Below are 21,324 nucleotides of genomic sequence, written 5' to 3'. Positions count from 1 at the left end.
GTACCGCCGCACCCGGGCCGTGGTACCAGGCAGGCGCCGTTCATGAGCCGGTCCTGTGCATGATTCCCGAGGTCACGGCCATGGCGCCGGCGAATTTTACGCCCTGTCAGGTCCGCTCCGCAGGGCGTTGGCCCGGAGATCACCCGGTGGAGTGTTTCGGACGTGTGTGCCGTATGCCGCTGACCTGCGGCATGTACAACGGGTGAGTGCTGAATGCACATTCGTGCGGCACGTACAGGGTGGATCTGGCCGGACAGGGGGTAACCGCCCGGGATGGAAATCCTTCAACAGCGCTCGACCACAGCCCAAGTGTGGGAAGCGGCCGAGGAGTTCATCCGGCTCTTCCACCGGGAGCATCCGCAGGCAGGTGATCCGCGGGCCCGGCTCGCCGCCGTCCGGGCCGAGCTCGCGGAGACCGGGGGCTACCGGCACACCTCGCAGGAGCTCGTGCACGGGGCCCGCGTCGCCTGGCGCAACAGCAACCGCTGCATAGGCAGGCTGTACTGGAACTCGCTGCGGGTGCGCGACCGCCGCGAGCTCACCGGCGCCGACGAGATGGCCGCGGAGTGCTTCGAGCACCTGCGCGAGGCGACCAACGGCGGCCGGGTCAGACCCACCATCACCGTCTTCGCCCCTGACACCCCGGACCGCCCCGGACCGCTGATCTGGAGCGAACAGCTCGTCCGGTATGCCGGCTACGGCGACCACCACTCCGTGACCGTGGGCGACGCCCGCAACGCACCGCTCACGAGCGCCCTGCTCGGCCTCGGCTGGGCCGGGGGCGCCGGCACCCCCTTCGACCTGCTGCCGCTCGTGGTCCAGGGCGTCGACGACAAGCCCCGCTGGTTCGACACCCCCGCGGACGCCGTGCTGGAGGTCCCGATCGAGCACCCCGAAGACGCCGGCTGGGCGGACTGGGGGCTGCGCTGGCACGCCGTACCCGCCATATCCAACATGTGCCTGGAGATCGGCGGCATCCACTACCCGGCCGCGCCCTTCAACGGCTGGTACATGGGAACCGAGATCGGCGCCCGCAACCTCGCGGACACCGACCGCTACAACCTCCTCCCCGCCGTCGCCCGGCGCCTGGGCCTCGACACGTCCAGCGACCGCTCGCTCTGGAAGGACCGCGCACTCGTCGAGCTCAACCGGGCCGTGCTGCACTCCTTCGACCGCGCCGGTGTCACCATCGCGGACCACCACTCCGAATCCCGGCGCTTCCTCAGCCACATGGAGCGCGAGGAGCGCAAGGGGCGCGAGGTGGGCGCCGACTGGTCCTGGATCGTGCCGCCGATCTCGGGCTCCGCGACGCCGGTCTTCCACCGCACGTACGACGACCGGCCGAGCACGACGGCGTACGTGCACCACCCCGGCGCGCAGGAACGCGCCCAAGGACGGGGTCTGGTCTAGACCTTCTGTTACCGTCGGCTTCGCACGGATCGATCCGGAACGTGGAGAGGGGCTCCCTGTGGGCGGCGCGGACGGCATGGACGGCACGGACGGCGCGGGCCGCGGCGGCGGGCACCGGGTCCACATCGGCTCGTTCACCTCGGCAGGCGGCCAGGGCATCACCACCGCCGCGGTGAACCCGGAAACCGGTGCGCTGACCCTCCTCTCCACCACCGACGCGGTCGCGGACCCCTCGTACCTCGCCTTCGACCGGAGCACCGGGGTGCTCTACGCCGTGAGCGAGACGGAGCAGGGCGCGGCCGGCGCCTTCCGGCCCGCCGGCGCCGGCCTCACCGCCCTCGGCCCCGCCGTCCGGGTCGGCGGCTCCGGGCCGACCCACCTCAGCGTGGCCGGGCGCCGGCTGCTGACCGCCAACTACACGTCCGGCAGCGTCAGCAGCCTCCCGCTCGCCGCGGACGGCGCACTGTCCGGACCCGCCTCGGTCCTGGTCCACCGGGGCTCCGGCCCCGACCCGAGCCGCCAGGAACGGCCGCACGCCCACCAGGTATTGCCCGACCCGAGCGGCCGCTGGGTGCTCAGCGTGGACCTCGGCACCGATTCGGTCCGGGTCTGCGCACCGGACCCGGCCACCGGGGCACTGCGCCTGCACGGCGAGACCGCGCTGCGCGCCGGGACGGGCCCGCGCCATCTCGCCTTCCACCCGGGCGGCGAGGTGGTCTACGTCCTGCACGAGCTGGAGCCGCAGGTGACCGTCTGCCGCTGGGACCCGGGCTCCGGGGAACTGGAACCGACCGAAGAGGTCCCGGTGGCCTCCACGGGCGCTCCAGGGGCCGTACGGGCCTATCCCTCGGCCGTGGTGGTCTCTCCCGACGGCCGTTTCGTGTGGGCGGCCGTGCGCGGCGCCGACGCCATCGTCACCCTCTCGCTCGCCGGCGGCGCGGTGAAGCCCCGGCGCACCGGCAGCGTGGAATGCGGCGGCAGCTGGCCGCGCGACCTTGCCGCCGACCCCTCGGGGCGCAGGCTGTACGCGGCCAACGAGCGCTCGGGGGACGTCACCTGGTTCGACGTCGACCCGCTGACCGGGCAGCCGCGGCGGGCCGGCTCGGTGGCGGTGCCGGCCGCCACCTGTGTGGTCTTCGGCTGACGCGACCGCAGCCGCGCCGCACCCGATCGCACGCGCGAGGGCCCGCACCCCGGGGATGGCTCCCGGGGCGCGGGCCCTCGTTCACGCGGTCCTGACGGTCCCTCCGGACGGTGATCCGGGGGAGGTTCAGTGGGCGGCGGCGCCCTGGGTGATGCCGAGCGCCGCGGAGTACTGGGTGACGACGAGCTTGCCGAGCGCCGAGTAGGCACCGAGCACCTCGGCGGCCGCGCAGTCGGCCTCCTTGCAGGCCGTGTCCAGCAGCCCCTCGGCGGCCTCCGGGCCGATCAGGTAGGGGGCCAGCGCGAGCTGCGTGGAGCCCTCGCTGCGCAGCTGCTCGGCGACCGCGGCCACCGAGCCCTCCTGGTCGAGGGCGGCGGCCTTGACGGGTACCGCGAGGCGGGCGGCCAGCAGCATGCCGGTGACCCCGGCGACCTGGACGGCCTCCTCGCCGCCGGTGGTGGCCACGATGATGCCGTCGGCGGCGGTGGTCACGGTGAAGAGCCGGGCGCGGTCGGCGCGGGCCAGACCCGCCTCCGAGAGCCGGACGTGCAGGCCCTCGGCGAGCAGCGGGTGCGGGCCGAGCACCTCGGCCAGCTCGGCGGCGGCCGAGGAGTCCATGACGGCCTGACGCATCCGGCGCAGCAGATCGGCGTCGGGACCGGCCAGCAGCGGGACGACCACGGCGTCCGGGCCGGTGGGCGCGGGCACCTCGTGGCCGGCGGCGCGGGCGAACTCCGCGCGCGCGACACGCTCGGCCGCGACCGCGGTCAGCACGCCCGAGAGGGCGGGGAACTCGGAGCCCTCGGCGTCGTCGCCCTCAAGGAAGCCGATGCGGGCGTCGAGGCCCGGCAGCTCGGAGCGGCCGATGCTGATGATCTCTTCCGCGAGCCCCCGCGAGGCGGCCGAGGGGGCACCGGGCACGGCGAGCACCAGCGCGGGCGCGCCCTCGGGCGCCACCGCGGGCTCGGGTCGGCGGTGCCGTCCGGCAGGGCGGGGTCGCGGCATTCGTACGGGCAGGCCATTTGCGGGCCCAGTGGGGGAGCTCATGGCGCCGCATGCTACTGGCTTATCGGAACCGAGTGTTCGGGCAGGGCCTTATCAGGCGGCTTCTGTCCGTATTTATCCGTTGAATGTCGTATACCGTTCAACCGAAAATGATCAACCGGCGGCCGGAAGTCGCCAGTCCACCGGCTGGGCTCCCTGGCGGGCCAGCAGGTCGTTGGTCCGGCTGAACGGCCTGGAGCCGAAGAACCCCTTGTCGGCGGACATGGGGGAGGGGTGCACCGACTCGACCGCCGGCAACTGCCCCAGCAGCGGCCGCAGATTGCGGGCGGCACTGCCCCACAGGATCGACACGAGCGGCTTGCCGCGCGCCGCCAGCGCCCGGATCGCCTGCTCGGTGACCGCCTCCCAGCCCTTGCCGCTGTGCCCGTTGGTCTTGCGCGGCGCCGTGGTCAGGGACCGGTTGAGCAGCAGCACGCCCTGCCGGGCCCAGGGGGTCAGGTCCCCGTTGGCCGGCCGCGGCACGCCCAGGTCGGCGTACAGCTCGCGGAAGATGTTGTCCAGGCTCGGCGGCACCGGGCGGACGTCCGGCGCGACGGAGAAGGACAGGCCCATCGCGTGCCCCGGGGTGGGGTACGGATCCTGGCCGACGATCAGCACCTTCACCTCGTCGAAGGGCTGCTGGAACGCGCGCAGCACGTTCTGCCCGGCCGGCAGGTACGTCCTGCCCGCCGCGATCTCGGCGCGCAGGAAGTCGCCCATCGCGGCGATCTGCCCGGCCACCGGTTCCAGAGCCCGGGCCCAGCCCGGCTCGACGATCTCGTTCAACGGTCGTGCTGCCACGGTGAGTCACTCTACTGGCCGATTCAGTGCGCCAGTACCGCCGCCCGCACGCACAGGACATCGGGCAGGTGCCCGGCCAGCAGCCGCCAGCTGTCCCCGTCGTCCTCGCCGGCGTACAGCTCGCCGTTGCGGTTGCCGAAGTAGATCCCCGCCGGGTCCGCGTCGTCCGTGCACAGGGCGTCCCGCAGCACCGTCCCGTAGTGGTCCCCGGCCGGCAGCCCGCGCGTGAGCGGCTCCCAGGTGGCGCCCGCGTCCCGGGTGCGGAAGACCCGGCACCGGTGTTCCGCCGGGACCCGGTCGGAGTCGGCGTTGAGCGGGAAGACGTACGCGGTGTCCGGCCGGTGGGGGTGCGCGGCCACCGCGAAGCCGAAGTCGGAGGGCAGCCCGCCGCCGATGTCGCTCCACCGGTCCCCGGCGTCGTCGCTGCGGTACACGCCCCAGTGGTTCTGCAGGTACAGCCGTTTCCGGTCACCGGCGTCCTGGGCGATCTTGTGCACGCACTGGCCGAACTCCGGATGCGGATCCGGCAGGAACACCGCCGAGACCCCCTCGTTGGACGGGGCCCAGCTCGCCCCTCCGTCCTTCGTGCGGAAGACCCCGGCGGTGGAGACCGCCACCGTCACGGCGTCGGGATCGGCCGGATCGGTCAGCACCGTGTGCAGGCCCTCGCCGCCGCCGCCCGGCACCCAGCTCTTGCGGCTCGGGTGCTCCCACAGCGCGCGGACCAGCTCGAAGGATTCCCCGCGGTCCGCCGAGCGGAACAGGGCGGCGGGCTCGGTCCCCGCGTACACCCGTCCGGGGCCTCGGGTCCGGCCGGATGCAGCTGCCAGACCCGCTCCAGCGAGGCCCCGGTGTCCTTCGGGAACCGCACGGCGGGCGCGGCCGGCTCCTGCCAGCTCGCCCCGAGGTCGTCGGAGCTGAACACGGACGGCCCCCAGTGCGAGCTGTCCGCGCCGACGAGCAGCCGGGGCGCGGGCCCGCGCCGGTCGATCGCGACGGCATAGACGGCCTGCGCACTGAAATGGGGTCCGTCGAGCTCCCAGGAGCCGTGTTTCCGACGGCCGATGAAGAGGCCCTTGCGCGTGCCCGCGAGCAGGAGCACCTCTGACATGGTCGACACCTCCGGACCGGGCTGTCCCGGTCGTCGTGCTGAGCGCCTTTCAGCCAGTCTGCACCCGCCCGCCGACAGCGGCCGGGCAGCCGCACCGATGGGCCGACCAGCCGGTCGCCATCGATCAACAGGCGTATTCAAAGGGTGGCTACTTGATCGTAGGCGGCCGAAGGGGGTTGACTTCCACCTCTGCCGCCGCACGCGAGAGGCAATACGTGGCAACCGAGCACCTCTCACCGCTCGACCTCGCCTTCTGGCGGATCGAATCCGCGGCCAACCCCATGCACCTCGGCGCCCTCGCGGTCTTCGAAGCCGCCCCGCAGGACCCCGGCGCCGGCCCGGCCGCCGATGCCGGTCCCGGCGCCGACGCCGCCGTCCGCGCCGCCGCCCTGCTCACGGTCCGCTGCGCCACCGTCCCCGGCCTGCGCCGCCGCATCCACGACGTGCTGCTGCCGATCGGCGCGGCCGCCTGGTCGTCCGACCCGGACTTCGACCCGGCCAGGCACGTGTTCCTCCTGCGCACCCCCGACCCGCAGGCCGCCGCCGGACCCCTGATGGCGCGGCCGCTGGACCGGGGCCTGCCGCCCTGGGAGGCGCACGTCCTGGCCGGGCCGGACCCGGGCTCCTTCGCGGTGCTCTTCAAGTTCCACCACGCCCTCGCCGACGGGCTCGGGGCCCTCGCGCTGGCGGCCATGCTCTTCGACGAGGGCGCGCCCGCACGGGGACCCGCCCGGACGCCCCCCGCGCCGCAGCCCGCAGCGGCCACCCTGCGCAGCCTCCCCGGGATCCTGGCCGCTCGCGTCCAGGACGTCGGCCAGGCCCTGGAGATCGGCGCGTCCGTGGCCCGCGCCGGACTTCCCCTCGGCGTCCCGGAGGCCCTGACGGCCCTCCAGGTGCGGACCGGCACCCGCGCGGTCGCCGGGCTCGCGCTCGACCTGGACGACGTCAACCGCATCCGGAAGGTCGCCGGAGGCACCGTCAACGACGTGCTGATCGCCCTCGTCGCGGGCGCCCTGCGGCGCTGGCTGGTGGGCCGGGGCGACCCCGTGCCCGAGGGGCCCGGCCCGCGCGCCCTGATACCGGTCTCCCGTCGCCGGCCCGGCGGCGCCGCGAAGTACGGCAACCGGCTCTCCGGCTACCTGCTCAGGCTTCCGCTCGCCGAGCCGGACCCGCTGCTGCGCCTGGACCGGGTGCGGACCGGCATGGACCGCAACAAGGAGGCCGGACCCGCCCGCGGCGCCGGGGCGGTCGCCCTGCTCGCCGATCACGTCCACCCGCTCGGCCACCGGCTCGGCGGGCCCCTGGTCGCCCAGGCGGCGCGGCTGCTCTTCGACATCCTGGTGACCAGCGTCCCGCTGCCCAGCTTCACCTTCTCGCTCGGCGGCAGCCGGGTCCGGGAGGTCTATCCGCTCGCCCCGCTCGCCCGCGGCCACTCCCTGGCGGTCGCGGTCTCCACGTACCACGGCACGGTCCACTACGGCCTGGTCGCGGACGCCGCCGCCGTACCGGACCTGGGGGACCTCGCGGAGGCGCTGCGCGCCGAGCTCGACGCGCTTGTAAGGGAGGTCTCGTAGGACGAGCATCTTGGTCGTGAGGCGGCTCCCGTACAGGTCGCCGTTCGGCGGCGTGCCCGGCCACACGGTGTGCTCACCGCAGCCGTCGCGCAGGCCCTGCCCTGGCCGCAGGCACAGCCGCCGGGCCCGGCGCACCAGGCACCGGCACGCACCGGCGCAGCCGTCGGCGCCGCGCCGGTCCCGTACCTGCCGGGCACGGGCACGGGCACCGGCATCGGCATGGGCCGGGCACGGGCACCGGCCCGGCTCAGGCACCCGCGCCGGCGTTCGCCGCGGTCAGCAGACCCGGCCAGTCCGGGATCTTCACCGAGCGGCGGCCCAGCGAACGGCCGAGATCGGCCTCGGCCGCCTCGATCGCCAGCCAGCCGGGCCATTCCACCGGGTGCAGTCCCGCCGCCCGCAGTGCGTCCAGCGGGTCGTCGGGCAGCTCCCGCCGGGCCAGCGCGGCCGCGTCCTGGAGCAGCGAGGACGCCGTCTCCTTGGCGCAGGGCCGGTTGGTGCCGATCACCCCGGTCGGGCCGCGCTTGATCCAGCCCGCCACGTACTCGCCGACCGAGGCCCGGCCGGCGCGCACCACCCGGCCCGCGGCGTGCGGGACGGTGGCCTTCACCGGGTCGAACGGCAGGCCGGGCAGCGGCACGCCCTGGTACCCCACCGAACGCAGCACCAGCTGCGCCTCGATGTCCTCGTACACGCCTGTCCCGGCGACCCCGCCCCGGCCGTCCGGGGTGGTCCGCTCGAAGCGCATCCCGCAGACCCGGCCCCCGGGGCCGGCCAGCACCTCCACCGGGCGCAGGTAGAACCGCAGGCCGATCCGGCGCCGGGCGTCGCCCGGGTCCTGCTCCGCCCAGCCGCGCAGCACCTCCAGGTTGCGCCGGGCCGGCGCGGGCAGAGCGGCCGCCGCGGCCGGGTCGGCGTACGCGGGGTCGAGCGCGAGCTCGGCGGGGTCCACGACGGCGGCCACACCCGGCAGGGTGCCCAGCTCCCGCAGCTCCTTGGTGGTGAACTTGCCCTGCGAGGGCCCGCGCCGGGCCACCATCGACACAGCCGTCACCCCGCTCTCCGCGAGCGCGCCCAGGGCCGGCTGCGGCATGTCGGTCGGGGCCAGTTCCGGCTCGCCCCGGGCCAGCATCCGCGTCACGTCCACGGCGACGTTGCCCGCGCCGACGACCACCGCCGAGCCCACCGAGGACAGGTCGAAGGTCTCGCCCACGGCGTCCGGGTGCCCGCTGTACCAGGCGACGAAAGCCGTCGCGGAGTGCACTCCGGCCAGCTCCTCGCCGGGGATCCCGAGCAGCCGGTCGCGGGCGGCGCCCACGCAATACACCACCGCGTGGTACAGCTCCAGCAGGCGCTGAGGCGACAGCCGCGGCCCGCCGACCTCGACGTTGCCGAGGAAGCGGATCCGCTCGTCCTCCAGAACGGTGCGCAGGCTGCCCTGGAGCGACTTGATCTTCTCGTGGTCGGGGGCCACCCCGTAGCGCACGAGCCCGTACGGCGCGGGCAGCCGGTCCAGCACGTCGACGCGGATGCCCGGCACCTCACGCTGCTGGACCAGTGTCTGAGCGGCGTAGACCCCACTGGGGCCCGAACCGACGACGGCGACACGAAGCACGGCGGAGCTCCTCCCGCAGGTGCTCCCAGCATGACACCGGGCCCCGCGGACGTCAGCCCATCGCGCGCATCCGGTGGATCTCGGCGGTCTGGGTGGCCACCACCTCGTTGGCCATCTCCTCCACCGCCCCGTTGTTTCCGGCGGCCAGGGCCTCGCCCGCCATCTTCACCGCGCCCTCGTGGTGTGCGGTCATGAGGGTGAGGAAGAGCCGGTCGAAGTCGGTCCCGTTCGCCTCGCCGAGCTCCTTCAGCTGCTGCGCGGTGGCCATGCCGGGCATCGCGCCGTGGTCGTGGCCGGCCGGGGCTCCGGAGGGGGCCGGGTAGCGGGCCAGCCACTTCTCCATCGCTCCGATCTCGGGCTGCTGGGCCGCCGAGATCCGTTCGGCGAGCCGCTTGACCCCGTCCGCCGAGGCCCGCGCCGGGGCCAGCGCGCTCATGGTGAGGGCCTGCCGGTGGTGATCGACCATGTGCTGCACGTAGGCCCGGTCCGCCGCGTTGGGGCTGTCGTCGGGAAGCCGCCGGCCGGCTTCCTCCGGGGAGAGGGTCCGGGCCTTCTCGCCCGGCCTGCCGGGGGCGATGACCGCCGCCGCACCGCCCTTCGCCCCGCCGTCCTTCGCCCCGTCGCCGCCGTCCCGGCAGCCGGCCAGGGCGAGCAGGATCCCCGCGGCGACGACCGCGCGGATGGTTCGGCCGAGTAAGCCATTTGCCATGTCCATGGAAAGGAACATACTGCCGGGGTCCTGGTTCCGTTCCCACGCCGAACGGAACCGATCGGACTCCCATGGGAGGGCACAGTGACCTCGAAGCACACCACCAGAGTGCGGCACAGGAGTCTGGGGGCGGCCGTGGCCGCGGCCGGGCTGCTCACCGCGCTGTTCACGGCCGGTCCCGCGGCCGCCACCCCGGATCCGGGGGACTTATCCCCCGGGAGCGCCTCCTCGCAGGGGCCGGAACCGGCCACCGGCCGCGCGCTCGCCCCGGGCGAGATCCCCGGCCAGGACGAGATCGTGCACAGCGCCAACGTCAAACCCCTGGCCAACATCCCGAGCGCCGACCCCGGCGTCATCAACTCCGACCTGGCCTTCCAGGGCAAGTACGCCTACGCCGGCAACTACAACGGCTTCACGGTCTACGACATCGGCAACCCCAAGGCCCCGAAGGTCGTCAGCCGCGTGCTCTGCCCCGGCGGCCAGAACGACGTGTCCGTCCAGGGGGACCTGCTCTTCCTCTCCACCGACTCCTCGCGCAGCGACGACTCCTGCAACAGCGTCTCGCAGCCCGCGACGGAGAAGTCCTCGTGGGAGGGCATCAAGATCTTCGACATCAAGGACAAGAAGAACCCCAAGTACATCAAGTCCGTCGAGACCGCCTGCGGCTCCCACACCCACACCCTGGTGCCGGGCGAGCGCGATATCTACCTCTACGTGGCCTCGTACTCCCCGAACGAGGCGTTCCCCGACTGCCAGCCGCCGCACGACGGCATCTCCGTGGTCAAGGTACCGAAGAAGAACCCCACGCAGGCGGCGGTCGTCGCCTTCCCCGTCCTCTTCCCGGACGGCGGCAACCCGGGCGCGCCCACCAACCCCGGCGTCTCGAAGACCACCGGCTGCCACGACATCACCGTGCTGCCCGCGAAGAAGCTGGCGGCCGGCGCCTGCATGGGTGACGGCATCCTCTTCGACATCAGCAAGCCCGAGCAGCCGCGGGTCATCGACCGGGTGCAGGACAACGTGAACTTCGCGTTCTGGCACTCGGCGACCTTCAACGAGAAGGCCGACAAGGTGGTGTTCACCGACGAGCTCGGCGGCGGTGGCGGCGCCACCTGCAACGAGGCCACCGGCCCGAACCGCGGGGCCGACGGCATCTACGACATCACCGGCCGCGGCGATCAGCGCAAGCTCGTGTTCCGCAGCTACTTCAAGATCCCGCGCCTCCAGGCCGACACCGAGAACTGCGTGGCCCACAACGGCTCGCTGATCCCGGTCGGCGGCGGCCGCGACATCATGGTCCAGGCCTGGTACCAGGGCGGCGTCTCGGTGTGGGACTTCACCGACTCCGCGCGGCCCCGGGAGATCGGCTACTTCGAGCGCGGGCCGCTGACCACGGACAAGCTCGGGCTCGGCGGGTCCTGGTCGGCGTACTACTACAACGGCCACATCTACTCGAACGACATCGTCAAGGGCCTCGACGTGCTGCGGATCGACGACTGGCGCACCGAGAGCGCGAAGTGGGTGTGGATGGACCGGCTCAACGTGCAGAGCCAGCCCGCCTATCACTGACGCCGGCCGGTGTTAGTCCGTTGACGGAAACGTTCCGCCGGGCGGTCCGCCGTCCGGCGGGACGCCGAGCTCCCAGTCCAGCCCGTAGCGCTGGAACAGCTCCGCCCGCAGCCGCGCCAGCGGCATCGGAGCCCCCGGCAGGAGGACCGCGACCACCGCACCCATCAGCAGCGCCCGCAGCAGCGGGTAGTCGGTGTCCACGTCCGCCGAGCCGTACCGCGTGACCGTGTCCCGGAGCAGCTCCGCCAGCCGCTGCTGCTCCGGGCACTGCACGAACCCCTCGGCCTGGAGGATGCCCGCCATGTGCGTCCGCATCAGCAGCGGCTCGTCCCGGGCGAGCCCGAGTACCGCGTCGACGGCCCGGGCGAGCCGCTCGCGGCCGTCGTCGCTGCGCGGTTCCCGCTCCAGGGCCGCTTCCAGCGTGAGGTGCATCAGCCGGTGCACCGCCGACTGGAGCAGCTGCCGCTTGCCCGGAAAGTAGTACGAGACCAGGCCGCGGGCCGCGCCCGCCCGGTCGGCGATGTCGCCGAGCGTCGTGGCCTCGTAGCCGCGCTCGGCGACGAGTTCGACCGTGGCCTGGAGCAGTCGCTCCCGGGAACGTCTGCGCAATTCTTCATTGACCGATGCGCTGCGCGGGGACATGCTTACTCCTGCGTTGACTGGCTCCCGGCCAATATACTCAGCGCACGGGGTCGCCTGCTCTGGGCGACGCGGGGGATCGCCCAGAGCAGGGACGCCCACACCCCACGGGACGACGGATTTCGGCCTACCCGGACCCGGCACCGATGCGCACCCGCACGATGTGGGAGCCGCGGTGTAGAGACGGCCTGCGCGTGCAGACTCCGCGCGACCCGGTTCGTCGTACGCCGCTCCGCATGCCGGTCCGGGCGTTGATACGGATGCCCACACTCCGTCAGTGCCGTGGCAGGCTCGGGGAGTTGACCGTTTCACGCTCTGCGCGAGGGGATCCCGATGGCATGCGAGATCGTTGCACGTGAAGTGGAGATCACGACCGGCCGCGCCGCGCCGATGACCGCGTACCTGGCCCGCCCCGCGGGATCCGGCAGCCACCCGGCCGTGCTCGTCGGCTCGGAGCTCTGGGGGGTGACCGAGGACGTCCGCGGCATCGTCCGGCAGGTCGCCGCGCTCGGCTACGTTGCGATCGCCCCGGACCTCTACCACCGTTCCGGCGCCGAGACCGCCTCCGGCCTGACCGAGAGCGCCGCCAACAGGGAACGCGCCTTCGAGCTGCTCGGGCGCCTGACCCGTGACGGCGTCGAGGAAGACCTGCGCGCCGCGATCGCCCACGTCCGCGCCCACGAGCAGGCCGCGGACAGGACCGCGGTGCTCGGGTTCAGCCTGGGCGGGCACATCGCCTACTTCGCGGCCACCCGGCTCGACCTTGCTGCGGCGGCGGTCTTCTACCCCGGCTGGCTGCCCGCGGCCGGCACCGCGCTGAGCCGTCCCGAGCCGCTGCTGGAGGCCACCGGGGCCATCGCCGACCGCGACGTGCGAGTGCTCATGTTCTTCGCGGAGCTCGACCACGTCATCGACGCCGAGCAGCGCACGCAGATCGCCGGGGCGCTCACGGCGGCCGGCGTACGCCACGAGGAGATCGTCTATCCGGGCGCCCGGCACGCCTTCTTCTTCCCCGGGCGCGAACCGTACGACAAGGCCGCCGCCGAGGACTCGTGGGGGCGGGTGTGCGAGCTGTTCGCCGCCGAGCTCGGCCGGCAGGACCCCGCCGCAGGCCCGGGCGCGCTCAGGTGAGGGCGCTCAGGCCCGGCATCAGGGCCACCACCAGCGGTACCGCCGGGACCAGCGTCGCCAGTGCCGTCAGCCGCAGCCGGCGGCCCGCCGACAGCCGGGACGCGGCCGACAGCAGCCGCCGCACCCGCTGCGACACGTGGGGCTGCGGGTCCGGGAAGGGCCCGAACACCCCCCGGTCCTCGTTGAGCCCGACCAGCGCGAGCGCGATCGTCAGCCTCCCGTACCGCCGCGAGGCCACGTCGTCGGCGGCCAGTTCGACGAGCCGGTGCATCTCCGCCTCGAACGCCGCGAACACCGGCACCTGCGGGAATCCCCCCGCCAGCGCCCGCGAGCAGTGCAGCAGCCAGTCGTGCCGGGCCTGCGCATGCCCCTGCTCGTGCGCCAGGACCGCATCCAGCTGGCTCCCCTTGAGCCGCCCGAGCGCGGCCGTGGTCACCACCAGCTGCGGGGCCGCGCCCGGCAGCCACCACGCGTCGGGCCGCGTCCCCTCCAGTACGACGAGCCGCGCCCCGGCCGGGTCCTCCCCGGGCAGCAGCGGCGCCCGTACGAGCAGCTCGGCGCCCCGCGCCCGGCGCCGGGCCCGGGCCCGCAGCACCTCCCGGGTCAGCCGGGCTCCGGTCCACAGCCCGCCGCCCGCCAGCGCCAGCGCGGTCCCCACGGCCCAGGGGCCGCCGGTCGGGCCCAGCGCGTACGCGTCGACCACCCCGTGCGGGGCCGCCGCGAAGAGCCGGCCCCGGACCGCCAGCCAGGCGGCGGCCGCGCTCAGCAGCATCGACAGCGCGAAGCACAGGAGCACCGCGCCCACCACGCACTGCCACACCCACAAGGCGACGACGGGCTCCCGCTCGGGCCATTCGGCCCGCGCCAGCAGACGGGGGGCGAGCACCGCGGTCAGGGCGCCGAGCAACAGGAGTGCGGCGGGGACCATCATGGCCGCCAGCCTATGAGCGCAGGGCTACCTGCTGGTACGGGCTTTCGGGATTGGTGACGCAGGACACGTTTGCCTCCCGGTCAGAGCCCGAGCAGCATCGCCAACATCCCCATGCCCGTGGCCAGTCGGCAGGCCCGCTCCAGCTCCGCGGGCATCGCCGGCTGCCCGCCCGGGACGGGTGGAACCGCTTGCGCGCCCCCGCCCGCCGTCACCAGCCGCGCCCCGCCGAGCAGCACGTACCCCGCGAAATAGAGGAGCAGCGCCCCGGTGACGAGCGGCAGGCCCCCGCCGTGCCCGCGGCCGGCGGCCATCGTCAGCGCCATGTACGCCATGGTCAGCGAGCCGACCAGGTGGTGCGCGTGGTGCACCCCGCCCCTCAGCAGCCACAGCGCGTGCAGCGCGCCCCCGCAGAAGACGGCCACCAGGATCCCGGGCCCCCAGGACCCGGTGCCCGACGGCAGGGCCATCACCGCCATCCCGAACCCCATCAGCGCCTCGCCCGCCGCCCCGCCGCGCGCCTCCCGGTCCGATCCGCGGACCCGCCGCAGACAGTACGCACCGCTCACGGCGCACAGCAGCACGAGCAGCCATGCGGAGAGGGAGGCGGGGAAGGGCATCGCGGAACCGTGCACGGCGGAACCCCCCGGTTCGTCGGCGTCACGGGAAGAGATGCCCCGGGCCGGACCCCCGCACGCCGACGCGGGATAGGCTCTCCGTGCCGCACCGGGCATGTCATATGCCGCCGAGCAGAACGGAGCACCCGATGTCGACCGCGCACCCCGCCGCCCTGAGCTTCCGCAGTGCCGTAGAGGGGGACGTGCCGGAACTGGTGGTCCTCGTCGAGTCGGCATACCGCGGAGACGCCAGCCGCGCCGGCTGGACCACCGAGGCGGACTACCTGGACGGGCAGCGCACCGACCCCGGCGGGGTCCGCGCGATCATCGACTCCGCCGACGGCGTCCTGCTCGTCGTCGAGCGCGCGGGCGAGCTCGTCGCCTGCTGCCAGCTCGAACACCGCGGTGACCACGTCTACTTCGGCATGTTCGCGGTCCGCCCGGGCCTGCAGGGCGGCGGCCTCGGCAAGGAGATCCTCGCCGAGGCGGAGCGCCGAGCCCGCGAGACCTGGAACGCCACGGAGATGCGGATGAGGGTGGTGAGCATACGGGAGGAGCTCATCGCCTACTACGTGCGCCGCGGGTACCGGCGCACCGGCGAACTGAGCCCCTTCCCCTACGGTGACGAGCGTTTCGGCGTCCCGCTCCGCGACGACCTGGCCTTCGAGCTGCTGGTCAAATCGCTGTAGCGCGAGCCGGGGCCGGAGCCGGAGCGCCCGTCGGCGTCAGGCCGTGAACCTGCCCGTGCTGCGGATCTCGGGGAAACCGGTGGCCACGCCGTCCAGTTCGAGCGCCCGCGCCAGCCGCAGCAGTTCCAGGGTGTCGACCATCCGGCCGGTCACCCGCAGTCCGGCCGCGTGGACCGACTCCACCGTCTCCAGCGTCAGCTCGCGGATGTTCAGGGCGACCGTCGCCGCACCCGCGGCCAGCGCCCGGTCCACGATGCTCCTGCGGTGACCCGTGTGCGCGTCCGCGTACAGGGTGCTCCGGACCCCCGGCACCAGCCGGGCCGTCTCGGCGAGCACCTCGTCGTGGAAGGAGGCCACCTCCACCCGTGCGCTCAGGTCGCTGCGCAGGACCAGATCCGCCAGCACCGCCGCGGTGGCCCGGTCCGGTACAGATGCCTGGAGCGGGGTCCGGACCGCTTCCAGGACCTCCTCGAAGACCGGCACGCGCTCGCCCTGGCCGGCATCGAGCTCGCGCAGCGCGGAGAGGGTCAGATCGGCGACGGCCCCGGAGCCGTCGGTGGTCCGGTCCACCTCGGGGTCGTGCAGGACGACGAGCACGCCGTCCTTGCTCAGCTGGAGATCCAGCGCGATGACGTCCATCCCGCAACGTTCCGCGCGGACGAACGACCGCAGGGTGTTCTCCGGTTCGACACCCATGACCCCGCGGTGACCGATGGTGAGGAAAGTCAAGGTTCTCTCGCTTCCGTCGACGGCGGCTCGCCGCGCGGTCACGGTGTCCCTACCGGCCGCGCGCGGTGAGGACGCATGCTAGTGCGCCGCGGATGCGATGAGACCGCCCGTGCAGGGCCCGGAACGGGGCCGTCGGCCGGTTCCCGCCAGGGTCGTACCCCGCCTCACGCCGTGCGCCGGCCCTGCCGCGTCACCCGGGCGTGGGCGCGTCCCCGTCGCCTTGACGATCTCCGGCTGCGACGGCCGCGGTCCCGTGCCCGGCCGGCGGTGACGGACGTCACCCGCGCGTTCCGCCGGTGGGCGACGGCCCCGCCGGGCCGCCGTGTCCCCGCCCGCCCGCGGGAGCCGCGGTCCGCTCCGCGCGTGGGGGCCACAGACGCAAACAGGCCATGCCGAGCCGGTCTTGGGGATGCGTGCCGGGGCTCCCGATGCCGGTCGGGATCTCCGCGAAAGGGGCGAAGCCGTCGTTCAGACGATGGGCGGCGGGAAGAATTACGGTTCTGATGGGGGTCAGGCCGGATAATTTCCGGAGCAACCTCTTGAGCGGGAGAGGCTCACATGCATACGCTGTGATGACGCGAGGTTCTCCTGTGGAGGAAGTGACATGACGGAAATTCTTGTGCCGGGTTCTGGCGGTGCGGTGATAACCGCCGGTGCGCGGGTGGTCGACCACCCGGCGTGGCCCGAGCTCAAGGCCGCCGTGGAGGAGATCCGCCCCTGGCAGGCCAAGGACGGCTCCATCGACTTCGAGGCCGCGGGCGCCCCGGCCCCGGCCGTCGTGGAGTCCGCCGTCGAGCGGGTGGTCGCCGCCATCGAGGCGCTGTCGCCGCTGCTGCCGCACGGCGCCGCGTACCACCGTGCGCTCGTCTCCGACCTGCGCAAGTGGGTCGCGGACGGCTTCAAGGTGCCGGACTTCCTGGACTCCCTGCTGGCCTTCCACCCGGCCGCCGAGCGCGCCGACGGGCTACAGCACCTGGTCGTCTTCCCCATGTACACGCAGAACGGCAACCTGGACCGCAACTTCGAGGCCGTCGTCCTCAAGGTGATGTGGCCCGAGTGGCTCTCCGAGCTTGAGCGGACCCGGTACGACAACCCGCTCTTCCTCGGCATCACCTTCGAGGACTTCACCCCGGGCTACGACACGCACTCCGCCGTGCTCTTCCCGGAGACCATCGCCGTCCGCGAGGCCCCCGAGCGCTTCACCTGGGGCGGTATCTTCTGCGACCGCGAGGCCGCCCGCTACCGCAAGGTCACCGAGGCCGCCGTGGACATCCTGGGCATCGAGCTGCCCGAGGACATCGCCCGCATGGTCGAGGACCAGGAGCGCTGCGAGAAGGCCTTCGTCCTGTGGGACATGGTCCACGACCGCACCCACAGCCACGGCGACCTGCCGTTCGACCCCTTCATGATCAAGCAGCGCCAGCCGTTCTGGATGTACGGCCTGGAGGAGCTGCGCTGCGACCTCACCGCCTTCAAGGAGGCCGTGAAGCTGGAGTCCGAGGGCAACGAGCACGGCCGTGACGTCCAGTACGCCGTCCTCTTCGACCGGATGTTCCGCTTCCCTGTGTCGGGCGACCGCAACCGCAACTACGACGGCCTCGGCGGCCAGCTGCTCTTCGCTTACCTCCACAAGCACGACGTCGTGCGCTGGACGGACAACAAGCTGAAGATCGACTGGATGCGGGCCCCGCAGGTCACCAACCAGCTGTGCGCCGAGATCGAGGACCTCTACCGGGCCGGCATCGACCGCCCGAAGCTCGTCCACTGGTTCAAGGCGTACGAGCTCGTCTCCACCTACCTCGCCCCGCACCCGGGCTCCGCGTGGGCCAAGGGTCCCGACGCGCTCGACCTCACGCAGCCGCCGCGCAAGCTCGTGGACGACGTGCTTCCCGACGAGTTTCCGCTGAGCATGTTCTATGAGGCCCTCGCCAAGAAGCTCAAGGGCGTGATCGCCTCCACGAAGGGCATCACTGCAGTGAACGCCGATTCGTCCGAGCGGGTCGCCGCGTGAGCGCTCGCCCACAGGAGGCTGCACAGATGAACAGCGCTGCGAAGTCCGGAAACGGCATGCTCCACGGGGCCGTCGTCGCGGTGGCCGGGGCCGGCGGCCCCGCCGGCCACGCCGCCCTGCTCCGCCTCGCCGAGGCCGGTGCCGTCGTCGTGGCGGCCGACGCCGACCCGACGCGCCTCGCGGAGTCCGTGGACGCGGCCCGCTACGCCCACGGCGGCGCCACCGTCACCGGTGACACAGTTGACCTGCTCGACCTGGAGGCCACCAAGGCCTGGGCCGAGCGGACCGAGAAGGAGTTCGGCCGCGTGGACGGGCTCGTCCACCTCGTGGGCGGCTGGCGCGGCAGCACCACCTTCACCGACACGGACCTCGCGGACTGGGACTTCCTGGAGAAGCTCCTGATCCGCACCGTCCAGCACACGTCGCTCGCCTTCCACGATGCACTGCTGCGCAGTGACCGCGGCCGCTACGTCCTCGTCAGCCAGTCCGGCGCGCACAAGCCGGTCGCCAACAACGCCGCGTACAACGCGGGCAAGGCGGCCGCCGAAGCCTGGACGCTCGCGCTCGCCGACTCCTTCCGTAAGGCGGGGGGCGAGGAGGGACCCGGCGCGGCGGCTGCGATCCTGGTGATCAAGGCACTGGTGCACGACGCCATGCGCGCCGAGCGTCCCAATGCGAAGTTCGCGGGCTTCACCGACGTCAAGGAGCTGGCCGAGGCCATCGCCGGCGTATGGGAGCGGCCCGCCATCGATGTGAACGGACAGCGTCTGTGGCTCACTCCGCAACCGTGAAGACCGATGCCCGCCGCCACCACGATCCGGCGGTGCGCGGTTTCGCGAGCGACAACTACGCGGGGGTCCATCCGGAGATCCTGGAGGCCCTCGCCCTCGCCAACGGCGGCCACCAGGTCGCCTACGGCGAGGACGAGTACACCGAAAACCTGCAGAAGATCATCCGCAGCCACTTCGGTCCGTACGCGGAGGCCTTCCCGGTCTTCAACGGCACCGGCGCGAACGTCACGGCCCTCCAGGCCCTGACGGACCGCTGGGGTGCGGTGATCTGCGCCGAGACGGCCCACATCAACGTCGACGAGGGCGGCGCCCCGGAGCGGATGGCCGGGCTCAAGCTGCTCACCGTCCCGACCCCGGACGGCAAGCTCACCCCCGAGCTCATCGACCGGCAGGCATGGGGCTGGGAGGACGAGCACCGGGCGATGCCGCAGGTCGTCTCGATCACCCAGAACACCGAGCTGGGCACGGTGTACACGCCTGACGAGATCCGGGCGATCTGCGAGCACGCCCACGGCCACGGCATGAAGGTCCACCTCGACGGGGCCCGGATAGCCAACGCCGCGGCCTCGCTCGACGTGCCGATGCGCACGTTCACCAACACGGTGGGCGTGGACGTGCTGTCGTACGGCGGCACCAAGAACGGCATGATGTTCGGCGAGGCCGTGGTGGTCGTCAACCCGGACGCGGTCCGGCAGATGAAGCACATCCGCAAGATGTCGATGCAGCTCGCGTCCAAGATGCGGTTCGTGTCGGTGCAGCTGGAGGCGCTGCTCGCGAAGGACCTGTGGCTGCGCAACGCCCAGCACGCCAATGCGATGGCGCAGCGGCTCGCGGCGGGCGTGCGCGAGACCGACGGGGTCGAGATCCTCTACCCGGTGCAGGCCAACGCCGTGTTCGCCAAGCTGCCGCACGAGGTGTCGCGGCGGCTGCAGAAGCGTTACCGCTTCTATTTCTGGGACGAGGTCGCCGGCCACGTGCGCTGGATGTGCGGCTTCGACACTCAGGAGGAGGACGTGGACGGCTTCCTCCAGGCGCTGAAGGAAGAGCTGGCCCGCTAGACCGTCTCCTTTGGCCATGACCTGCTGAAATGTGTCTCCCCGGCCGGGGCCCCTGGTGAAGGGGTCCCGGCCGGCGTGCTGCCGGGCACGGACAGGTTCGGCCGCGGCTCATCCGTTCGGCACCCCGCGGGGTTGCGTCGCGGGGATGCGCGGAACGAAGAACAGGGAGAGGAGCCCGACCAGCGTCAGGACGGCGAGTGCGGCCTTCAGGCCATCGATCCTCGCGTCTGCGTTCGCGTCGAGTGCGGCTTGGGTCCCCTGGGAACTCGCGCCTGCTTCATTGAGGCCGGCCTTCAGCTGGGCGTCCGACACGAAGGGCACACCGCTCGCGAGTTCCACACTCGCCTGGCTCTTGACCTGGGACGGGATCGCATCGCTCTGCTGGATGTTGGTCGTGAAGGACGCCGCCAGCACGCCGATCATGATCGACCCGGCAAGGGCCGTGCCGACGGATGCTCCGAGGTTGGTGACCGTGTTCTGGAGGCCCCCGACCTCGTCGCTCTGTTCGGTCGGCACGGCGGACACCGTGACCGCTCCCAGCTGGGAGGCGAGAGCGCCCATGCCCAGACCGAGCAGCAGAAGGGGAACGGTGACGACCTCCCCGCCCGAGTCCACGTCGAGGGCCGCCATCAGGACGACTGCACCCAGGAGCATCAACAGGACCCCGATCCGCACTACCCGGCGTGGCGACGCCTTGGGGAGCAGCCGGGGGATCCCGAGGGCTGCTGCCAGCAAGGTCACGGAAAGCGGCAGGATGCGCGCGCCCGTCTCCAGCGCAGACAGGCCGAGTGCGACGGACAGGTAGAGCGGAACGACGAAGAACACGCCCATCTGGATGAAGTACTGGAAGAAGAACATCGTCAGGCCGCCGGTGAACTGCCGGATCTTGAGCAGGCCGGGGCCCACGAGCGGTTCCTTGCTCTGACGGACGAGGTGGGCCTCCCATCGGAGGAAGGCCCACATCAGCAGCACGCCCGCCAGCATCAGCCATACGACCGGCGAGAGCCCGAACCATGAGGGCGCGTCCGGCTTGGGCTTGGACCAGCCCCATTCATCCGCTTGGAGGATGCCGTACACGAACAGTCCGAGCCCGGCCGCCGCGAGGACGGCGCCGATGACATCGATACGCGGGCGCTGGGCAGGCGGCGCATCGGCAACCCGACGGGCGAAGGCCAGAATCCCGAGCACCATGACCACCTCGCCGGCGAACACCCAGCGCCAGGAAAAGTAGGTCGTTGCGAAGCCCCCGACGAGCGGCCCGACGGCGATCGCGATCGCTCCTGAGGCCGCAACGATGCCGTAGGCGGCCGGGCGCCGCTCCACGGAGAAGTTGCCGGCGACCAGCCCCACGATCGCCGGCAGGATCAGCGCTGCACCGACTCCTTCAAGGAACGACCAGCCGAGCAGGAGCACGGAGAGGTTCGGGGAGATCGCCGTGGTGAACGAACCCGCGCCGTAGATGAGGCATCCGATCATGAAGGCGCGTTTGCGGCCGATGATCGCACCGACCTTGCCGCCGGGGATCATCAACATCGCCATCACCAGCGTGTAGGCGGTGATTGCCCCCTGGATCCCGGTCACCGTAGTGCCCAGGTCCTCGGCCACGGTCGCGATCGACACGTTCATCACAGACGTGTCGAGCGTCATCAGGAACTGTCCCGCAGCCAGGGTGAGGAGAATACCTTTCGCGGTATTTGCGGTCGATGTTTCAGAATCGGTCATATTTGTTCGCATATGGGCATTGTGGGTATTCG

At 72.5% G+C, this 21,324-nt stretch carries 18 protein-coding genes and 1 pseudogene; 9 read left to right on the top strand and 10 right to left on the bottom strand.

Going from position 1 to position 21,324, the window contains the following annotated elements; genetic code table 11:
• Nucleotides 1-273 precede the first annotated feature (273 nt).
• Complete coding sequence (locus tag ABTY04_RS05175) at nucleotides 274-1,410, top strand: nitric oxide synthase oxygenase (protein ID WP_352211945.1); 1,137 nt, start codon at nucleotides 274-276, stop codon at nucleotides 1,408-1,410.
• A 76-nt stretch (nucleotides 1,411-1,486) separates the two neighbouring features.
• A complete protein-coding gene (locus ABTY04_RS05170; RefSeq protein ID WP_352212148.1) occupies nucleotides 1,487-2,554 on the top strand; it encodes a lactonase family protein in 1,068 nt (355 codons plus the stop codon).
• 126 nt (nucleotides 2,555-2,680) lie between these two features.
• On the opposite strand, the gene ABTY04_RS05165 is transcribed toward ABTY04_RS05170, so the two are convergent.
• The 3 genes and pseudogenes from ABTY04_RS05165 to ABTY04_RS05155 all read right to left on the bottom strand — a co-directional run bounded on the left by ABTY04_RS05165 (nucleotide 2,681) and on the right by ABTY04_RS05155 (nucleotide 5,510).
• On the bottom strand, nucleotides 2,681-3,601 hold the full coding sequence (locus ABTY04_RS05165; protein WP_352211944.1) for a sirohydrochlorin chelatase: 921 nt from the start codon (nucleotides 3,599-3,601) through the stop codon (nucleotides 2,681-2,683).
• A 111-nt stretch (nucleotides 3,602-3,712) separates the two neighbouring features.
• Nucleotides 3,713-4,399, bottom strand: coding sequence for a uracil-DNA glycosylase (locus tag ABTY04_RS05160; protein ID WP_352211943.1), 687 nt, complete (start codon nucleotides 4,397-4,399; stop codon nucleotides 3,713-3,715).
• A 23-nt stretch (nucleotides 4,400-4,422) separates the two neighbouring features.
• Nucleotides 4,423-5,510: pseudogene (locus ABTY04_RS05155) on the bottom strand (WD40/YVTN/BNR-like repeat-containing protein).
• A 215-nt stretch (nucleotides 5,511-5,725) separates the two neighbouring features.
• Between ABTY04_RS05155 and ABTY04_RS05150 the strand changes: the two are divergent.
• Entirely contained in the window at nucleotides 5,726-7,084 is a 1,359-nt protein-coding gene (locus ABTY04_RS05150; protein ID WP_352211942.1) for a wax ester/triacylglycerol synthase family O-acyltransferase, read from the top strand.
• 247 nt (nucleotides 7,085-7,331) lie between these two features.
• Here the strand turns inward: ABTY04_RS05150 and ABTY04_RS05145 are convergent, their stop codons facing one another.
• Nucleotides 7,332-8,699 carry an FAD-dependent oxidoreductase gene (locus ABTY04_RS05145; protein ID WP_352211941.1) on the bottom strand — a complete coding sequence of 456 codons (1,368 nt, stop codon included), beginning with the start codon at nucleotides 8,697-8,699 and terminating at the stop codon, nucleotides 7,332-7,334.
• A gap of 52 nt (nucleotides 8,700-8,751) precedes the next feature.
• The gene (locus ABTY04_RS05140) at nucleotides 8,752-9,414 is read right to left on the bottom strand and encodes a DUF305 domain-containing protein (RefSeq protein WP_352211940.1); all 663 of its coding nucleotides are present in this window, start codon (nucleotides 9,412-9,414) and stop codon (nucleotides 8,752-8,754) included.
• 78 nt (nucleotides 9,415-9,492) lie between these two features.
• Here ABTY04_RS05140 and ABTY04_RS05135 point away from each other — a divergent pair, with 78 nt between their 5' ends.
• Nucleotides 9,493-10,977, top strand: coding sequence for an LVIVD repeat-containing protein (locus ABTY04_RS05135; protein WP_352211939.1), 1,485 nt, complete (start codon nucleotides 9,493-9,495; stop codon nucleotides 10,975-10,977).
• Nucleotides 10,978-10,989: 12 nt separating this feature from the next.
• On the opposite strand, the gene ABTY04_RS05130 is transcribed toward ABTY04_RS05135, so the two are convergent.
• On the bottom strand, nucleotides 10,990-11,619 hold the full coding sequence (locus ABTY04_RS05130; protein ID WP_352211938.1) for a TetR/AcrR family transcriptional regulator: 630 nt from the start codon (nucleotides 11,617-11,619) through the stop codon (nucleotides 10,990-10,992).
• 357 nt (nucleotides 11,620-11,976) lie between these two features.
• Here ABTY04_RS05130 and ABTY04_RS05125 point away from each other — a divergent pair, with 357 nt between their 5' ends.
• On the top strand, nucleotides 11,977-12,747 hold the full coding sequence (locus ABTY04_RS05125) for a dienelactone hydrolase family protein (protein WP_352211937.1): 771 nt from the start codon (nucleotides 11,977-11,979) through the stop codon (nucleotides 12,745-12,747).
• On the opposite strand, the gene ABTY04_RS05120 is transcribed toward ABTY04_RS05125, so the two are convergent.
• Together ABTY04_RS05120 and ABTY04_RS05115 are read right to left on the bottom strand one after the other, a co-directional pair.
• Nucleotides 12,740-13,678, bottom strand: coding sequence for a M56 family metallopeptidase (locus ABTY04_RS05120; RefSeq protein ID WP_352211936.1), 939 nt, complete (start codon nucleotides 13,676-13,678; stop codon nucleotides 12,740-12,742). The genes ABTY04_RS05125 and ABTY04_RS05120 overlap by 8 nt on opposite strands.
• Before the next feature lie 80 nt (nucleotides 13,679-13,758).
• Nucleotides 13,759-14,295, bottom strand: coding sequence for a DUF5134 domain-containing protein (locus tag ABTY04_RS05115; protein WP_352211935.1), 537 nt, complete (start codon nucleotides 14,293-14,295; stop codon nucleotides 13,759-13,761).
• 146 nt (nucleotides 14,296-14,441) lie between these two features.
• Here ABTY04_RS05115 and ABTY04_RS05110 point away from each other — a divergent pair, with 146 nt between their 5' ends.
• On the top strand, nucleotides 14,442-14,981 hold the full coding sequence (locus tag ABTY04_RS05110) for a GNAT family N-acetyltransferase (protein WP_352211934.1): 540 nt from the start codon (nucleotides 14,442-14,444) through the stop codon (nucleotides 14,979-14,981).
• Between the two features lie 36 nt (nucleotides 14,982-15,017).
• On the opposite strand, the gene ABTY04_RS05105 is transcribed toward ABTY04_RS05110, so the two are convergent.
• Complete coding sequence (locus ABTY04_RS05105; RefSeq protein WP_352211933.1) at nucleotides 15,018-15,710, bottom strand: glycerophosphodiester phosphodiesterase; 693 nt, start codon at nucleotides 15,708-15,710, stop codon at nucleotides 15,018-15,020.
• 604 nt (nucleotides 15,711-16,314) lie between these two features.
• Here ABTY04_RS05105 and ABTY04_RS05100 point away from each other — a divergent pair.
• Genes ABTY04_RS05100 through ABTY04_RS05090 form a run of 3 tightly spaced genes read left to right on the top strand, consistent with a single transcriptional unit; the run spans nucleotide 16,315 to nucleotide 19,570 of the window.
• The gene (locus ABTY04_RS05100; protein WP_352211932.1) at nucleotides 16,315-17,721 is read left to right on the top strand and encodes a DUF6421 family protein; all 1,407 of its coding nucleotides are present in this window, start codon (nucleotides 16,315-16,317) and stop codon (nucleotides 17,719-17,721) included.
• A gap of 26 nt (nucleotides 17,722-17,747) precedes the next feature.
• A complete protein-coding gene (locus ABTY04_RS05095) occupies nucleotides 17,748-18,512 on the top strand; it encodes an SDR family NAD(P)-dependent oxidoreductase (protein WP_352211931.1) in 765 nt (254 codons plus the stop codon).
• Nucleotides 18,509-19,570: a threonine aldolase family protein gene (locus tag ABTY04_RS05090; protein ID WP_266631753.1), complete on the top strand. Its 1,062-nt coding sequence runs from the start codon at nucleotides 18,509-18,511 to the stop codon at nucleotides 19,568-19,570. Before ABTY04_RS05095 ends, ABTY04_RS05090 begins: the two co-directional genes overlap by 4 nt.
• Before the next feature lie 108 nt (nucleotides 19,571-19,678).
• Here the strand turns inward: ABTY04_RS05090 and ABTY04_RS05085 are convergent, their stop codons facing one another.
• Nucleotides 19,679-21,292 carry an MFS transporter gene (locus ABTY04_RS05085; protein WP_352211930.1) on the bottom strand — a complete coding sequence of 538 codons (1,614 nt, stop codon included), beginning with the start codon at nucleotides 21,290-21,292 and terminating at the stop codon, nucleotides 19,679-19,681.
• Nucleotides 21,293-21,324 lie beyond the last annotated feature (32 nt).

Origin of the sequence: Streptomyces sp. NPDC097981, from assembly GCF_040302565.1 — a bacterium.
Lineage (GTDB): Bacteria > Actinomycetota > Actinomycetes > Streptomycetales > Streptomycetaceae > Streptomyces.
The sequence above is the reverse complement of the archived record's forward strand: the minus strand, read 5'-3'. Positions and strand labels throughout refer to the sequence as shown.

Bases quoted from the DNA above. Each gene is read 5' to 3' on its own strand.
- ABTY04_RS05140 (WP_352211940.1), bottom strand. From the start codon at position 9,414: ATGGACATGGCAAATGGCTTACTCGGCCGAACCATCCGCGCGGTCGTC.
- ABTY04_RS05170 (WP_352212148.1), top strand. From the start codon at position 1,487: ATGGACGGCACGGACGGCGCGGGCCGCGGCGGCGGGCACCGGGTCCAC.
- ABTY04_RS05165 (WP_352211944.1), bottom strand. From the start codon at position 3,601: ATGAGCTCCCCCACTGGGCCCGCAAATGGCCTGCCCGTACGAATGCCG.
- ABTY04_RS05175 (WP_352211945.1), top strand. From the start codon at position 274: ATGGAAATCCTTCAACAGCGCTCGACCACAGCCCAAGTGTGGGAAGCG.
- ABTY04_RS05130 (WP_352211938.1), bottom strand. From the start codon at position 11,619: ATGTCCCCGCGCAGCGCATCGGTCAATGAAGAATTGCGCAGACGTTCC.
- ABTY04_RS05100 (WP_352211932.1), top strand. From the start codon at position 16,315: ATGACGGAAATTCTTGTGCCGGGTTCTGGCGGTGCGGTGATAACCGCC.
- ABTY04_RS05110 (WP_352211934.1), top strand. From the start codon at position 14,442: ATGTCGACCGCGCACCCCGCCGCCCTGAGCTTCCGCAGTGCCGTAGAG.
- ABTY04_RS05085 (WP_352211930.1), bottom strand. From the start codon at position 21,292: ATGACCGATTCTGAAACATCGACCGCAAATACCGCGAAAGGTATTCTC.
- ABTY04_RS05115 (WP_352211935.1), bottom strand. From the start codon at position 14,295: ATGCCCTTCCCCGCCTCCCTCTCCGCATGGCTGCTCGTGCTGCTGTGC.
- ABTY04_RS05095 (WP_352211931.1), top strand. From the start codon at position 17,748: ATGAACAGCGCTGCGAAGTCCGGAAACGGCATGCTCCACGGGGCCGTC.
- ABTY04_RS05120 (WP_352211936.1), bottom strand. From the start codon at position 13,678: ATGATGGTCCCCGCCGCACTCCTGTTGCTCGGCGCCCTGACCGCGGTG.